Here is a 14665-nt window from a genome sequence, read left to right as displayed (position 1 = left end):
GTTGCTCGTGATGTCGAGCTGCGCGGTGAGGCCCTTGAGCGTCGTCAGCGCCGTCATGGCCGAGATGTTGGCGAGCAGGCTCGTCACGGCTCCGGTGCTTTCCCCTGATCGTCCAACGGGTCTGCCGCGGCCGCGATGCTGCGGCCGACCTTGCGTAAGACGCTAGACGTCAACGACCGGTTAAGCTTGCCGGGGTCGAGGACGGGGCGGGGCGCGGGCATCACGCAGTGCCGGCCGACGCACCTCCCCCTCCGCCGCCAAGGCGATCCGTCAGGCGCCGCGCTGCCACGCGCGCGGCGCCTGCGGCCTTCGCACCGCGCTCGCCGGGCGCGCGGCGTCGTGGACCGCCGCGATCCGCAGCGGCTCGTTGCGGCCGCGCACGCTGCGCAGCCCGAGATCCTCGACCAGGATGTCGTCGGGCAGCGGGCCGAGACGGTCGAGGAGATCGCCCGAGACGAGGATCGCGACGTCGAGTTCCTTGGCGACGGCTTCGAGCCGGCTCGTCGTGTTCAGCGTGTCGCCGAAATACGCGATCTTGTGTCGTTCGAGCCCGATCTCCGCCGTGACGACGGAGCCGCAGTGCAGCGCGGCGCGGAAGCTCGGCACTTGGCCGAACTGCTCCCGCCAGCGCTCGGCCTCCGCCTCGATCGTCCGGGTGACATCGAACACGCAGCGCAGGCAGGCCGCGTCCCGCGTTCCCCGCTCCATCGTCCAGCTCACCAGGGCCATGTCGCCCACGTAGTCGTCGATCGAGCCGCGCGAGCGGTGGACCGGCAGGGCCAGCGCGCCGAAGATCGCCCCCAGGTAGCGCTGGGCCATCAGGTCGCCGTGCGCCTCGGCGAACCGGGTCGAGCCCGCGACGTCCAGGAAGAGAAAGATGCGCTCCTCGCTGATCGGGCGGTGGTAGCGGCCGATCAGCAGGTTCGCGAAGACGCGCGGGCCGATCAGATCCCGGACGCGGAACACGAAGGCGGCGGCGGCGGAGAAGGCGAGCGCGTAGGCGAAGCCGGTCTCCGAGATCATCATCGCCGCACGCGGGTTCGGCATGTGCCCGAAGCCGTGGTGCAGGACCGTCCCGGCGCCCGCGTTGCCGACGACGATCATCGCCACGTAGGTGGCGAGCGTTCCCACGGCGAAGAGCGGCGTCGCGGCCCGGCGGATCAGATCCCGCCAGCCCCGGAGCAGCAGGCTGCGCTCGTACAAGAGGATGGGAGTGCCGATGAAGCCGCCGCGGAGGGCCGCGACCAGAAGCTCTTCCTTGAAGATGAGGCCGTAGGTCAGGCCCGCCAGCACCCCGATGGCAGGCGCCACGATCCAGAAGCCGGCTCGGAACGGAGGCATGGCGTCATGCTATCCCAGGCCGCCGGGCAATGCATGCCCGGCGGCCGGATCGTCAGCGGGCGTAGCGCGTGAAGACGTAATCGCGCTCCCTCACGCGGGCCTCGTGGCAGGCGAAGCAGGTCCGGTGCTGCGCCTCGTCCACCGGCTTGCCGTCGATGAAGCGGCCGAAGCCCCACCCGCCCGTCTCTGGATAGCGTGTGGCATCCTTCACCATCACCTGCACGGTGGTGGCCCGGCCCGGCACGGTGGCCGGCTCGAAATCGGGCGAGGGCCCGTGCTGCCACGCGAGCTTCACCAGCATCGTGCCGTCCGGGAACGGCAGGGTGCCGCCCGCGTAGGCCCTCACCGCGACGTCGTTGCCCAGCACGGCGCGCAACTCGTTGAGCGGTTCTCCTTCGAGGGCCGGCGCGATCAGCGGCCATCCCCGGTAGCCGTCCGGGACCGTGACGCCGAAGAGCGGCGAGGCCGGCTTGCCGGCGTCCGCCCGAGCGAGGGCCATCGCCGCAAAGGCCAGGACCGGGGCGAGGGCCGCGGCCGGGACCAGCCAGGACCGGCGGAGATCAGACGCCATCGACATCGACCACCGCCTGCGCGAAGGCCTGCGGTGCCTCCTGCGGAAGATTGTGGCCGACGCCGCCGGCGATCAGCCGGTGCGCGTAGCGGCCGGAGAATTTTTTGGCATAGGCCGACGGGTCCGGATGAGGCGCCCCGTTCGCGTCCCCCTCCAGCGTGATCGTCGGCACGGCGATGGTCGGGAAGCCCGCGAGCTTGCGTTCGATCGCGTCGAACCGCGCCTCGCCGTCCGCGAGCCCCAGCCGCCAGCGGTAGTTGTGGATCGAGATGGCGACGTGGTCGGGGTTCTCGAAGGCCGGGGCCGAGCGGGCGAAGGTGGCGTCGTCGAACCGCCATTGCGGCGAGGCGAGTTCCCAGATCAGGCGGACGAAGTCGCGGGTGTAGCGCGCGTAGCCTTCGCGCCCCCGCTCGGTCGCGAAGTAGAACTGATACCACCATTGCAGTTCGGCCTTCGGCGGCAGCGGCATCGCGTTCGCCTGCTGGCTGCCGATCAGGTAGCCGCTGACCGAGACGAGGCCGGTGCAGCGCTCCGGCCAGAGCGCGGCGAGGATGCAGGCGGTGCGCGCCCCCCAGTCGTAGCCCGCGACGAGCGCCGTCTCGATCTTCAGCGCATCGAGAAGGGCCAGGGCATCGACCGCGAGCGCCGCCTGCTGGCCGTTGCGCGGCGTCGCCTCCGACAGGAAGCGCGTCCCGCCGTAGCCGCGGAGGTAGGGAATGAGCACGCGGTAGCCCGCGCCGGCCAGCGCCGGGGCGACGTCGAGGTAGCTGTGGATGTCGTAGGGCCAGCCGTGGAGGAGCAGGACCGGTTTCCCGCTCGCCGGCCCGGCTTCGACGTAGGCGACCTCCAGATCCCCGGCGCGGACCCGCCGCAATGGGCCAAAGGAGGTATGCGAGCCCGCCGTCACGGCTGGGAGCTTGCGGGAGGCCGCACCGACCGGTTGAGCCCGTGCCGCACCGATCGGACCGATGGAACTCGCTGCCAGGAGCGCGCCGGCTTTCTTGATCCAGGTCCTACGTGACGCGTCGATCGTCTCAGCCATGCTTCGGTCCTCCGCAACGTCGATATCGGGGTGGATGCCGGCGTCGATTGTCCCGAGTGTGTGGTCCAGGCCGGCGAGTGTGAGCGCCTGTACGGTCGAGCCCGTCGCGATACAGACGATTACAATGCCGGGTTCGGCGGTGTCGGGGGACCTGATCCTCGGCGAGCCGACCCATCAGTTCGACTGCGAGGCGATCGCGGCGATCGAGGCAGGATCGGCCGCCCAGGACGGCGCGCTCCTGGTCGTCAGCCACGACGAGGCCTTCCGGCGCGCCCGGCGGATCACGCGATGGCCCGCCCTCGACGAGGGCGTGGGCGGCTGCGGTGGGTTCAGGTCAGCGTCACGGTGGCCTGCAATCCGCCGCCGTCGCGGTTGGCCAGCGTGAGCCGCCCGCCGATCGCGGCGGCGAGCTGCGCCGCGATGGCGAGCCCGAGGCCCGTGCCGCCGGTGTCGCGGCTGCGCGATTCCTCCAGGCGGATGAAGGGGAGCAGCACGGCATCGAGCTTGTCCGCCGGGATGCCCGGTCCCCGGTCCAGAACCGAGATGGCGATCCCGCCCTCCGCGCACTCGACGCGCAGCTCCGCCCGCCCGGCATACCGCAGCGCGTTGTCGATCAGGTTGGTCAGGATGCGCCGCAGGGCCTGCGGCCGCGTCGCCATCGTGACGTCCGGCAGGCAGGAGATCGCCACGTCCCGCCCGGTGTCCTGATAGTCGAAGACGAGGCTCTCGATGAAGGCCCGCAGATCGAGGCGGGCCGGCGGCTCGACATCGCCATGCACGCTCCTGGCGTAGGCGATCCCCTCGCGCACCAGCGCCTCGATCCCGTCGAGGTCGCCGAGAAGGCGCTCCTGCTCGGGCCCCTCGACGCCCGTCTCCACGCGCAGCCGCATGCGGGTGATGGGGGTCTGCAGGTCGTGCGAGATCGCCGCGAGGATGCGCACGCGCTCGTCGAGGTGCCGGGCGATGCGCGCCTGCATCGCGTTGAGAGCCCGGGCGGCCCGTGCCACCTCCTCCGGCCCCCCTTCGGCGAAGCGATCGGCCGGCCGGCCGGGCTCCAGCCGGTCGGCCGCCTCCGCGAACCGCGTCAGCGGCCGCACCGCCAGCCGTACCGCGAGCCAGACGCAGCCGATCAGCCCGACAAGCTGCACGACGAGCGCGACGGGCAGCCATGACGCCAGGGGCCGGGCCGCCGGTCTCACCGCGAGGGTGAGGGCCGTGCCGTCCGACAGCACGACGTGGCCCTGCAGCCGCGGGGGTTCTCCGGGCACGGCATCGAACCGGACGGGGAAGCGCGGGGCCAGCGCCGTGCGGATCTCGTCCGCGATCACCTGCAGCCGCGGGGAGAGCGGCGCCTCTCCCGGCGAGCCGGCGCCGAGATCGAAGCGATAGGTCGGCCGGTCGAGGAGCGGGAGCCAGGCGGGCCGCTCCGTGGGCGGCAGGCGGTCGAGCAGGGCGACCGCGACGGTGACGTCGCGCTGGAGCGTCGTCAGCATCACGGCCCGCGCCGACTCGTCCCGTTCGAGCAGCATGACGGCGAAGGCCAGCACCTGGGTGCTGGTGAGGCCCGCGAACAGGATCAGGAAGAGCCGGTTGCGCAGGCTGCGCGGCAGGCCCGGGAAGCGGGCCCTCATTGCTCGCGCGCCTGCGCGATGGTGATCGGCATGGCGAAGACGTAGCCTTCGCTGCGCACCGTCTTGATGTAGGCCGGCTCGCGGGCATCGTCCCGGAGGCGCTGCCGCAGGCGGCTGACGAGCAGGTCGATCGACCGGTCGAACAGGTCGGCCTCGCGCCCCTGCGTCAGGTTCAGCAATTGGTCGCGCGACAGCACCCGCTGCGGATGATCGAGCAGGACGCGCAGCAGCCGGTATTCCGCGCCGCTGAGCGGGACGACGGTGCCCGTCTGGTCGATCAGCTGGCGGGTCGTCGTGTCGAGCTGCCACGCGCCGAAGGCGAGGAGACGGCCGACCTCGGTCACCTGGAGGTTGGGCGGCAGCATCCGGGTGCGGCGCAGGACGGCCTTGATCCGGGCGAGCAGTTCCCGGGCCGCGAACGGCTTCACCAGGTAGTCGTCCGCACCCATCTCCAGCCCGATGATCCGGTCGGTCTCGTCGCTGCGCGCGGTCAGCATCAGCACCGGGATCGCCTTGTGCTTGCCGGCGCGCAGCTCCCGGCACAGGACGAGGCCGTCATCTCCCGGCATCATGATGTCGAGCACGACGAGATCCACGGTGTCGGCGTCGAGGAAGGCCCGCATCTGCCGCCCGTCCGCCGCCACCGTCACCCTCAAGCCGTTCTTCTTGAGGTAGCCAGACAGCAATTCGCGGATCTCGCGGTCGTCGTCGACGATCAGCACGTGATCGATGTGATCCACAGGCGGTCCCTCGGCGTGCCTCGTCGGATAGCGCGAGACCGGCGGCCCGGCGAGCCGATCTTCGTATCGGCGTGTAGCCGGGGTCGGTGCCGGCGCAGGGCCGCCGGATCGGGGCGCTACACGCGGGTACACGACCGGTGAAACCGCACACAGGCGGGACCAATCGGCGGGTGACGCAGGAGGGCCACCAGGGCACCGAGCGGAGCCGCCATGACCCTCCTTGTTGCCGCCTACCTTGCCGGCGCGCTGACCATCGTCAGCCCGTGCATCCTGCCCGTCCTCCCCTTCGTCCTCGCACGGGCGGGCCGGCCCTTCCTGGGCGGCACGCTGCCGTTCCTGGCCGGGCTCGCCGCGGCCTTCGCCGGTGCGGCGACGCTCGCGGCCGTCGGGGGCGGCTGGATCGTGCGGGTCAGCGAGGCCGGACGCCTCGCGGCCCTTGGCCTGCTGGGGCTCTTCGCCGTCACGCTGCTGTCCCGCCGCGCGGCGGCGCGGCTCTCCGCGCCGTTGGTGCGGCTCGGCGAGACCATCGCGCGGATCGCCGGACGCGGAGCCCCGGCCGGCCTCGTCTCCTCCCTCTGCCTCGGGGCCGCGACCGGGCTGCTGTGGACCCCCTGCGCCGGACCGATCCTCGGTCTCGTCCTGACCGCCGCGGCCCTGAACGGACCCGGCCCCGAGACCGTGCTGCTCCTCGCGGCCTACGCGGCCGGCGCCGCCTCGTCCCTGGCGCTGGCTGTCGGGATCGGCGGAACGCTCGCCGCAGCCCTGCGCCGCCGGCTCGGCCTCGGCGAGCAGATCCGCCGGATCGCCGGCGCGGTGATGCTCGCGGCGCTTGCCGGCATCGCCCTGGGGCTCGACGCGGAGGTCCTGGCGCCGCTCGCCACGGCCCGCACGATTGCGGCCGAGGAGACCATCGCCGCAACGCTGCGGCTCGACGCCACTCGCGCCGAGCCGGCGACCGGCCCGTATCGCAGCCGCCTCCCGGTCGAGGGCCGCCTGCCGAACCTGGACGGTGCGGTGCATTGGCTCAACGGCGGGCCGCCGAGCGCCGAGCAACTCCGCGGCAAGGTGCGGCTCGTCCACGTCTGGACCTCTTCCTGCATCAACTGCATCCGCACGCTGCCGTACATCCGGGCCTGGGAGGCGCGCTACCGGGAGCAGGGATTGGCGGTGATCGGCGTCCATGCGCCCGAATTCGCCTTCGAGCGCGACATCGACACCGTGGCGCGCGCCGTCCGCCGCTTCGCGATCCGGTACCCGGTCGCGCTCGACAACGATTTCCGCATCTGGCGCGCGCTCCGCAACACGTACTGGCCGGCCCTCTACATCGTGGATACGGACGGACGCATCCGGCACCACCAGTTCGGCGAGGGCGGCTACCTGCAGGCGGAGGCCGTCATCCGGGACCTGCTGGCCGAGGCCGCGGGACGGCCTGCGGCGGACGGGGCGGTCACGACCCCGCTTGCCGACGGCGCCGAGACGGCGCCCGATCTCGCGCAGCTGCGATCCGCCGAGACCTATCTGGGGTTGGACAAGGCCGAGAACTTCGTCTCGCCGGAAGGCCTTGCCGGCGGGACGCGCACCTACTCGCCCGCCATGCCGCGGCTCAACGCGTGGTCGCTCTCCGGCACCTGGGAGATCGGACCGGAGCATGCCCGTCTCGGCCGCGCGGGCGGCGGCATCGCCTACCGCTTCCGGGCGCGCGACCTGCATCTGGTCATCGGCCCCGGCGCCGGGCCGGTGCGCTTCCGGGTGACGCTCGACGGGCGGCCGCCCGGCGCCGATCACGGCGCCGACATCGCCCCGGACGGCGAGGGCGTCGCGACGGAGACGCGCCTCTACCAGCTCGTCCGTCAGTCCGGGGTCGCCGCCGAGCGAACGTTCGAGATCCGCTTCCAGGATCCCGGTGTCAGAGCCTACGCCTTCACCTTCGGATGACCGGGATCCGGCGTCTTCGACGAGGCTCGGCAAGAGCCATCGGCAAGAGTCATCGGCAAGAGCGAGGATTGTTGCACAGCAGATGCGGACGGTTCCTCCCGATCCCATTGGCCGCACAGGATCGTGCCGCCGCATGCCGGTACGGACCCGAAGGCGATGCGGTGAGGCTGCATCCGTCCGCAAAGCCGGATTATCATCGCCCGGTCCAGTCGGGACTGGAGGAGTTCAGCGTGATCCACGTCCTCGCCATCATCACGACCAAGCCCGGCCAGCGGGAGGCGGTTCTGCACGCCTACCGGGCGAACCTGCCGGCCGTGCGCGCCGAGGACGGCTGCATCGAGTACGGCGCGGTGGTCGATGCCGCGGACGCGGGCCCGATCCAGGCGCCGCTGGGGCCGGACAGCTTCGTGGTGGTCGAGAAGTGGGCCAGCCTCGACGCCCTGCGGGCGCATGCGGCGGCTCCCCACATGGCCGCTTACGCGGCGAAGACGAAGGACCTCATCGCCTCGCGGGTGATTCACGTGCTCTCGCCGGTGTGAGCGCCGCGCCGCCTTCGTCCTGCGCGCATCCCCCCTGCGCCCGCGGCAACCCGCGCGCCGGCGCGGGTGCTATGAGGACGACCCGGCGCGCCTTCCGCCGCCATCCGGCGGCGCCACGACCATGAGCACGATCCCAGCATGAACGATGCGGTCACCTTCGCGCCGCCGGTCGATCTCGCGGCCGGCCTCTCCGCGCGTCTCCACGGCGTCGGCACGAGCCAGATCGGCCTCGTGGCCGATCGCGGCCGGGACGATCCCGCTGTGGTGAAGCTGTGGATCGGCGAGGGCGACCTGCCGACGCCGCCCTTCATCGTCGAGGCGGCGCACCGGGCCATGCAGGCCGGGCACACGCGCTACGCCACGTCGCTCGGCCTGCCGCGCCTGCGCGAGGCGCTCAGCGCCTATCACGCCCGCCACTGGCAGGTGGAGGTGCCGCCCGACCGGTTTGCCGTCACGGCGGGCGGCATGAACGCGATCATGCAGGCGGCGCAGGCGCTGCTCGAGCCGGGCGACGAGATCGTCATTCCCTCGCCCGCATGGCCGAACCTCGCGGAGGCGGTTCGGATCACCGGCGGCGTGCCGGTCACGGTGCCCTACCGCGTGCAGCCCGACGGGCGCTTCAGCCTGCCGCTCGCCGATGTCGAGGCCGCCCTGACCCCGCGCACCCGCGTGCTCGTGGTGAACTCGCCCTCGAACCCGACCGGCTGGATCATGCCGCTGGCGGAGATGCGGGCGTTGCGCGACCTCGCCCGCGCGCGCGGCCTCTGGATCCTGTCGGACGAGGTCTATGCGCACTTCACCTACGGCAACGCCATCGCGCCGTCCTTCCTGCAGATCTGCACCGAGGACGACCGCCTGATCGTGTCCAACACCTTCTCGAAGAACTGGGCGATGACCGGCTGGCGCGCCGGGTGGCTGGTCTATCCGCGCGGCCTGGGGCCGACCTTCGCCAAGCTCGGCCAGTACAACACGACCTCGATCCCGACCTTCATCCAGCACGCCGCGGTGGCCGCCCTCGACGAGGGGGACGGCTTCATCCGCACCATGGTCGCCCGCTGCGCCGAGAGCCGGGAGATCCTGGTCTCCGGGTTGTCGCGCCTGCCCGGCGTCACGGTCGCGACGCCGGACGGCGCGTTCTACCTCATGGCGCAGGTGGCGGGGGCTGAGCCCAGTCTCGATCTGGCGTTCCGGCTGTTGCGCGAGGCGAAGGTCGGCGTCGCACCGGGCACCGCATTCGGTCCGGAGGGCGAGGGATTCATCCGCATGTGCTTCGCCATCAGCCCCGCTCTCGCCCACGAGGCGGTCGCTCGCCTGTCCGCCGTTCTCGGGCATGAACGCTGGGCGCTGCCGGCCAAGTGAATCTGCCGTCCCAGTGAATCGATTCACGATGGCAATACGGCGAACGGGCAGGTGAATTGACCATTCCATCGGACAATGAACCCGATGATCAAAGCCGTGTCGGTCCCACGCCGGGATGAGCCAAATCACGTTCGATGGCGTTGATCGATTGGCCCGAGGCGGGGGCGTCCCTGCGTGCTGCCGATGCGCCTACAGGCCCTTACGCCTCCAAGTGGTCCGTCACGACTTGAGTCCGGACCCACGCGAGGGCGTCGTCCCGTGTGGCAAAGATTTGTCCCTTGTTCCAATCCTGACAGGGGCCGAACCCAGCTTCCAGAAACCATTTGCCGTGGAGCGTCGCGTCCGCATCGTGATTGGCGCACATCAGAACCAGCACCGCCACAAGCTGCTTGTCGACGAACACGAGAAGGCCGTCCTGGCCGCCGGCTCCCGTGTTTACGATCACGGGTGTTGAGCATGCGGTTACTTCCATCGCCGTCACCATGCGCTCCCTTCAAGAGGCATACCTTGCTGACATGGAGCTGAAGAGAAGATTCGCCATTGGTGCAAAGCGGAGCCATGCGGTGCACGTCAGCGCAGACCGGCTCAAGATGCGCGGTTCTGTACCACGGTGTTGACGAGCACTCAATATGATGCCGGAGTAAAGTCGGCATAATTTTTTAGGCGGTCAAAATCAATGACCGTTATCGCCTTATGGTCGCGCAGTATCAGGCCTATTTTATGCAGATAGATTAGAATTCGATGTGTATGTACGCTCGTGATGCCCAATATGTCGGCAAAATCTTGGTCTTTCAGCGGAATTTCGAAACTGTCATTCCTGGCCAGCCCGACGGCCTGCAGGCGGGAGAGAAGGTCGCAGATCAAGTACGCCACGCGCTGGGGAGCCGGGCGCTGCCCGACGTTGGTCAGCGATGCACAGAGACAACTCTTCTCCAACAGGAGAGACCACCAGAGAGCACGGGCTATGCGGGGACTGTGGGCCAAAAGATCGTCGATGATATCGCGCGGGATGAAGGCCACGGTACACGCTGTCAAGGTGACAACCGTGTAGTCGGCGCTCTCGGTGGAGATGCCGTAGAGGCCATCCGCGTCGCCCGGGATCAGGCAGGCAACGATCTGCCGGTCACCATTCGTCAGGAGCTTGAAGCAATAAGCAAAACCGCTGAGTATCACGTAGGCGCCGTCCTGCAGATCGCCCTCGCGGACCAGATTCGTGCAGGCATCCACGGTCTGAGTTCGACGGGTCGCCTCGGCCAGGCGCTCTCTGTCAACTGCGGTCAAGTCTACGCCTCTTCGGAGCTTTCGAACGAAGGCGTTCGGCATCAAGCCCCTCCTTGGAGGTCCGGCGTGACTGGCCCGCGCCGGGCGTCGTCAACAAGGCGGCCAGTATCGGCCTGATCCGGTAATTCAAAATGAACGTGCACGTCGTCGCCCGGGCATGTCGAGAAACACCGATCGTCGGCCGTCGTTCCTGCGGGTTCACGGCCGCCGCGACGTCGGCCTCGATGCCCGCTGCGAGGAGAAGGCGGCACGGTCACGCGGGGGGCACCGCACCCGAGAACCCACCGGGCCGACCGATGTTGTCCGGCTGAGCCCTGCCGGTGCGGTCCACGAGGGGAGCCATGAGACTTGAGCAATGCCGGCTCCTGATCCTCCTCGATGAGGTCGGCGGCTGGACGTCGATCGCCGAACTGGACGAGGATCCGTACCTCTATCCCCACGATGATCTGTTCGTGCCCAGCCTCGTCGCGCAGGGGTGGGTCGATCATGACGTGGCGAGCGCCGCGATCCGCATCAACGAGGCGGGCCGGGCTGCCTTTGCGCAGCGCGGTTAGCCGACCGGCGCAGCGGCCGCATCGACCGGTTGATCGCCCGATCGCTGTTCGCAGCACCAGAATCGTACCGGCCGACGGTCGTCGATCACCGTCGTATCCGAGAAAAACCTGTCCGCTGCCAGCCCCGAATGGCGCGACCTGACTGGAACTGATCTGATCAAACCTCGTTGAGAGGCGATCCTTCAACGGCGTACGCCAGACCTGGAGCGCACATGCCGGCTGCCGTCCCTTTCCGACATCGCCGCATGCTTGCGGCGGTACTTTCCCTCGGCGCGGTCGTGAGCACCGTCGTGTCGGTGCAGGCCGGGGATGAAGGCGGCCTCGGGTTCTTCCAGTCGCTCTTCGGCTCCCCGCAGGCGGCTCCGCCGTCCGAGGCGGCGCCCGTCGCCGCACCGGCGGCCTCCGCGGGGCCTCAGACGCTGTCGCCCTCTCGCGTGTACGGGCGCCGGCACGCCCGGCGGGCGGACGGCGCGCCCGTGCGGGCCAAGGTGCGGTACGCCGCTCTGCCGAGGCCGGAGCCGGTCGCGCCGCGGAAGGTCCGTGCTGCCGTGCCCGAGCTCAGTTCGGACCGGCAACGCCCGCTCGACATGTCGGCGGGTCCCGCGGCCGCCCTGCTGAAGGACCCGACCCTTCGGCCGGGCGACATCGTGGTCCTGCCGGACGGGGCGCACGTGTTCAAGGGGACGGCGGGCAAACGGCACACCATGCGCGATTTCGAGGAGGTGAGCCGGTCGGCGTTGGTGGACCGCAAGACCCGTGCCCGGCTGGCCGCCATGGTCGCTCCGGCCGGTGCGCTGCCGGCCAGCGAGGCCCGCCGGGTGATGGCCCGGCTGAAGCGGGCAACACCGGCCGGGCCCGATCCGTCGGAGAGCCGGCCCGAGATGGCGGCCATGCGGGTCATCTATCCTTGAGGGCGATCGCCCGCGCGATGGTGCTCCGGGTCTCCGATCCGAGCGCGTGGTCGAAGGATGCGTCAGATCGGTGGTCCCTGCGGCGCGTGCGGCCCAGCCGGGACGCGGCCCGAGGCGATCGCGCGAGGAACCGATGGGCGGCGCTGCCGTTGGAGTGGCCCTGTGATCGGAACTCGCCATGCGCCTCGGATTGATCCTCGTCCTGTCTCTCGCTCCGCTCCCTGCCTTGGCCGCACCAGACCCCGCGCTCTCTGCGCGGGCGGTTCCTCAGACCGTCCAGGCGCCGTCGGAGGCTCGCACGCAGGCGCGGACCGAGACCCCGGACACCGTGGGAGACAAGGCCCGGGCTGAGGACACAGCTCGGGCTGAGACGGCCGCGCGCGCGAAGGAACGCGCCAAGGAGCGAAGGGCCGCCGCGAGAGCCAAAGCGGAAGCGGTCAGGAAGGCCCGGGAGGAGGCGGCCGCAAAGGCCAAGGAGCAGGCCGCTGCCCGTGAGGCCGAGCGGCAACGCGTCGCCCGGCAGAAGGCGGTCGAGAAGCGCAACCGCCTGTGGGACGAGCGAATGCGGCAGACCCTGGGTGCGATCTGCGTGGGCTGCTGATCCGGTCCCGCGGACGCGGCTCTAGGCGGGCCGGGGACGCTGGCGCGGCACCCCGGACGGGCTGTTCATGCCGCGACCGAAGCGGCGAGGGCTGGAGTCGGATGAACGTCGTCCGGCGCCGCTCTGCCGCGTGAAGGTCCGCCAGGGATGATCGGACAACTCCGTTCGGCCGATGGCGCGATCCCCGGCCTCCGCCACCCCGTGGTCGTTCTCGACGGTCGACCTGCCAGTACCGATCGCATCAGACATGACACCGGCCGCACTCACCAGCAGGCCCGCGGCAGGCCGATCGTGCGCCGCATACGGAGCCGAGCGCACCGGTCTGCCGGGCGCTCACACCAAGTAGAGCGTCACCGAGCCGTGGAACGTGGCCGGGCAGTGCTCGCGCTGAACGAGCTTTTGCGCCTCATCGACCGTGATGCTGCGATCCCGGGCGATCTCCTGGATCGTCTTCCACTGCTTGCTCATCGCAGTCTCCGCTGGCGCTCATCACCCAAACAGGACAGGTCTCGTCCTCGCTGCCGGTTCCGGCGTCCGTCACGCCGGCTTGTGACGCGGGCGGGCCTGCCGGTTGCCACGGACGGGCCGCTCCGCGTTCGCGAAGTCAGCCTCGTTCACGGCGTCGCAGCGCAGCTCCCTGACATCGCACCAGTTGCAGGGTTCGCGCATCCCGACCCAGGTCAGCTCCCGCGCCACTTCGCAGAAATGAGCCCAGAGACCAGAGCGCATCGGACGATTCCTTTCCCGGCTCTCAACGCTCAAGCTGCCTTCTGGTTGCGTAGGCCGATCGTCCGGCGGCCGTGCTTCTTCGGCCGCAGTGTGGCGCAGCCGACACGGACGCGGCTTCGGCCATCGGACAGAGTTGCGCCCGGATCGACATCTCGACACGGGAGGCCCCATGACACTCGCCCTCACCCCTCAGGCTTTCGCGTCGGCGGGCGCCGTCACGTACCAGCCGGGCGACCGGGATTGCCGGCCGTGGGGGACCTGGGAGGTGCTGGCGACCGGCCCCGGCTACACGGTGAAGCGGATCACCGTCACGCCGGGCCAGCGCCTGTCCCTGCAGTATCACAACCACCGCGCGGAGCATTGGACCATCGTGTCGGGCTCCGCCGACGTGGAGATCGACGATCGGGTCCTTCATCTCGCGCAGGGCGAGCACGTCCATATCCCGCTCAAGGCCACGCACCGGATCCGCAACGCCGGCCAGGACGACATGGTGTTCATCGAGGTGCAGTACGGCGCGCTGCTCGACGAGAACGACATCGTGCGCGTGACGGACGATTACGGCCGCTGCGTCCCTGCATAGAGGATTGTCCGACGACGTGGACACCGGCTTCGGGACGAAGCCGGGGCAGGCATCGAAGGCTCGGCGGGACCGCATCCGCCGCGGTCATGGCGACATGACGGGGCGCGCCTGCGCGCGTCCATCGCCGCGCCGCTCCGCTCGTGGTCGAGCAGCCCGGCCAGCACTCCGCCCCGCGGCAGGAGGCCGGTGACGGTCACCCCGGGCTTGCCGGAGCGCCGAGTTGCACCGGCCGGCTCCTGCCATGCCATGTTGCCCCCTCCCGACCATCGCCAAACGGCCTAATTCTTCTTGCGCAATTGATTCTCGCGCGACGTAATCCGGTATCGGCTGAGGCATGCGCCCATCGCGCATCCGAGGTACCTGATGAGCAGCCGAACCGCAGCCGGTGTGATGGTCGCACAATCCGTGCAGGTCTCATCGTCCGGCGAGATCGATGACGTCACCTGCACTCTGCTCGAGATCAGGGCCCATAGCGCCAAGATCATCGTGCCCGCCGGAACCAGATTGCCGACGTCCATCTGCCTGAGGCTCAGGCCTGGCGGGATGAACTGGATGTCGGAGGTCGTCTGGCAACGCCTCGGGGTGGCCGAGGTCGAGTTCATCTAAGCATCATTCGCCGAAGCGGCCGCCGGTTCGGCGGCAAAAAGATGCAGCAGCAAGAGCCTAAGCCGAACGGCCGCGTGCGATTCTGCTCAGCGTCGAGGACCGGTCGACGCGGCGCAGCGAGGGCCGGCAGGGAACGCACGCCGCTGCCGCGCGACCGGATCCCTCAAGACCCAAGCCGGGACCGGGCCGGGCCTGATCCAGCCTGTCCCGGGCTGACGCAGGGTCATGGCGACGCCGCTGCGGGG

General features: G+C 70.2%; 17 protein-coding genes. 8 read left to right on the top strand and 9 right to left on the bottom strand.

What is annotated here, in order from left to right; all coding sequences use genetic code 11:
• Positions 1–270: 270 nt before the first annotated feature.
• The 5 genes from MFF61_RS07775 to MFF61_RS07750 form a co-directional block, all read right to left on the bottom strand.
• Positions 271–1341 (bottom strand): adenylate/guanylate cyclase domain-containing protein, encoded by a 1071-nt coding sequence (locus MFF61_RS07775; RefSeq protein ID WP_238234506.1) that lies wholly within the window; start codon positions 1339–1341, stop codon positions 271–273.
• Between the two features lie 52 nt (positions 1342–1393).
• Positions 1394–1918: a cytochrome P460 family protein gene (locus tag MFF61_RS07770; RefSeq protein WP_373324650.1), complete on the bottom strand. Its 525-nt coding sequence runs from the start codon at positions 1916–1918 to the stop codon at positions 1394–1396.
• Positions 1902–2954, bottom strand: a complete 1053-nt coding sequence (locus MFF61_RS07765) for an alpha/beta fold hydrolase (protein WP_238234505.1) — start codon at positions 2952–2954, stop codon at positions 1902–1904. Before MFF61_RS07765 ends, MFF61_RS07770 begins: the two co-directional genes overlap by 17 nt.
• 329 nt (positions 2955–3283) lie before the next feature.
• Positions 3284–4585 carry an ATP-binding protein gene (locus MFF61_RS07755; protein ID WP_238234504.1) on the bottom strand — a complete coding sequence of 434 codons (1302 nt, stop codon included), beginning with the start codon at positions 4583–4585 and terminating at the stop codon, positions 3284–3286.
• Positions 4582–5325 (bottom strand): response regulator, encoded by a 744-nt coding sequence (locus tag MFF61_RS07750; RefSeq protein ID WP_238234503.1) that lies wholly within the window; start codon positions 5323–5325, stop codon positions 4582–4584. The genes MFF61_RS07755 and MFF61_RS07750 overlap by 4 nt, the downstream gene beginning before the upstream one ends.
• A gap of 210 nt (positions 5326–5535) precedes the next feature.
• Here MFF61_RS07750 and MFF61_RS07745 point away from each other — a divergent pair, with 210 nt between their 5' ends.
• The 3 genes from MFF61_RS07745 (at position 5536) to MFF61_RS07735 (ending at position 9158) form a co-directional block, all read left to right on the top strand.
• A complete protein-coding gene (locus MFF61_RS07745; protein ID WP_238234502.1) occupies positions 5536–7260 on the top strand; it encodes a cytochrome c biogenesis protein DipZ in 1725 nt (574 codons plus the stop codon).
• A 230-nt stretch (positions 7261–7490) separates the two neighbouring features.
• Entirely contained in the window at positions 7491–7799 is a 309-nt protein-coding gene (locus tag MFF61_RS07740; RefSeq protein WP_238234501.1) for a putative quinol monooxygenase, read from the top strand.
• A gap of 138 nt (positions 7800–7937) precedes the next feature.
• Positions 7938–9158 carry a pyridoxal phosphate-dependent aminotransferase gene (locus MFF61_RS07735; protein WP_238234500.1) on the top strand — a complete coding sequence of 407 codons (1221 nt, stop codon included), beginning with the start codon at positions 7938–7940 and terminating at the stop codon, positions 9156–9158.
• A gap of 199 nt (positions 9159–9357) precedes the next feature.
• On the opposite strand, the gene MFF61_RS07730 is transcribed toward MFF61_RS07735, so the two are convergent.
• Entirely contained in the window at positions 9358–9642 is a 285-nt protein-coding gene (locus MFF61_RS07730) for a hypothetical protein (RefSeq protein ID WP_238234499.1), read from the bottom strand.
• A gap of 140 nt (positions 9643–9782) precedes the next feature.
• Positions 9783–10481: a Crp/Fnr family transcriptional regulator gene (locus tag MFF61_RS07725; RefSeq protein WP_238234498.1), complete on the bottom strand. Its 699-nt coding sequence runs from the start codon at positions 10479–10481 to the stop codon at positions 9783–9785.
• A 299-nt stretch (positions 10482–10780) separates the two neighbouring features.
• Between MFF61_RS07725 and MFF61_RS07720 the strand changes: the two genes are divergently transcribed.
• The 3 genes from MFF61_RS07720 (at position 10781) to MFF61_RS07710 (ending at position 12505) form a co-directional block, all read left to right on the top strand.
• On the top strand, positions 10781–10993 hold the full coding sequence (locus tag MFF61_RS07720) for a hypothetical protein (RefSeq protein ID WP_238234497.1): 213 nt from the start codon (positions 10781–10783) through the stop codon (positions 10991–10993).
• Positions 10994–11205: 212 nt separating this feature from the next.
• Positions 11206–11904, top strand: a complete 699-nt coding sequence (locus tag MFF61_RS07715; protein WP_238234496.1) for a hypothetical protein — start codon at positions 11206–11208, stop codon at positions 11902–11904.
• A 178-nt stretch (positions 11905–12082) separates the two neighbouring features.
• The gene (locus MFF61_RS07710; RefSeq protein ID WP_238234495.1) at positions 12083–12505 is read left to right on the top strand and encodes a hypothetical protein; all 423 of its coding nucleotides are present in this window, start codon (positions 12083–12085) and stop codon (positions 12503–12505) included.
• A gap of 333 nt (positions 12506–12838) precedes the next feature.
• On the opposite strand, the gene MFF61_RS33835 is transcribed toward MFF61_RS07710, so the two are convergent.
• Together MFF61_RS33835 and MFF61_RS07705 are read right to left on the bottom strand one after the other, a co-directional pair.
• Positions 12839–12973 (bottom strand): hypothetical protein, encoded by a 135-nt coding sequence (locus tag MFF61_RS33835; RefSeq protein WP_283205977.1) that lies wholly within the window; start codon positions 12971–12973, stop codon positions 12839–12841.
• A 69-nt stretch (positions 12974–13042) separates the two neighbouring features.
• A complete protein-coding gene (locus MFF61_RS07705; protein ID WP_238234494.1) occupies positions 13043–13234 on the bottom strand; it encodes a hypothetical protein in 192 nt (63 codons plus the stop codon).
• A gap of 169 nt (positions 13235–13403) precedes the next feature.
• On the opposite strand from MFF61_RS07705, the gene MFF61_RS07700 reads away from it, so the two are divergent.
• Complete coding sequence (locus tag MFF61_RS07700) at positions 13404–13814, top strand: phosphomannose isomerase type II C-terminal cupin domain (RefSeq protein ID WP_238234493.1); 411 nt, start codon at positions 13404–13406, stop codon at positions 13812–13814.
• A 363-nt stretch (positions 13815–14177) separates the two neighbouring features.
• Positions 14178–14420, top strand: coding sequence for a hypothetical protein (locus MFF61_RS07695; protein ID WP_238234492.1), 243 nt, complete (start codon positions 14178–14180; stop codon positions 14418–14420).
• Positions 14421–14665: the final 245 nt, after the last annotated feature.

The organism is Methylobacterium isbiliense (assembly GCF_022179325.1).
Classification (GTDB): Bacteria; Pseudomonadota; Alphaproteobacteria; order Rhizobiales; family Beijerinckiaceae; genus Methylobacterium; species Methylobacterium isbiliense.
This window is presented reverse-complemented; position numbering and strand designations above follow the sequence as displayed.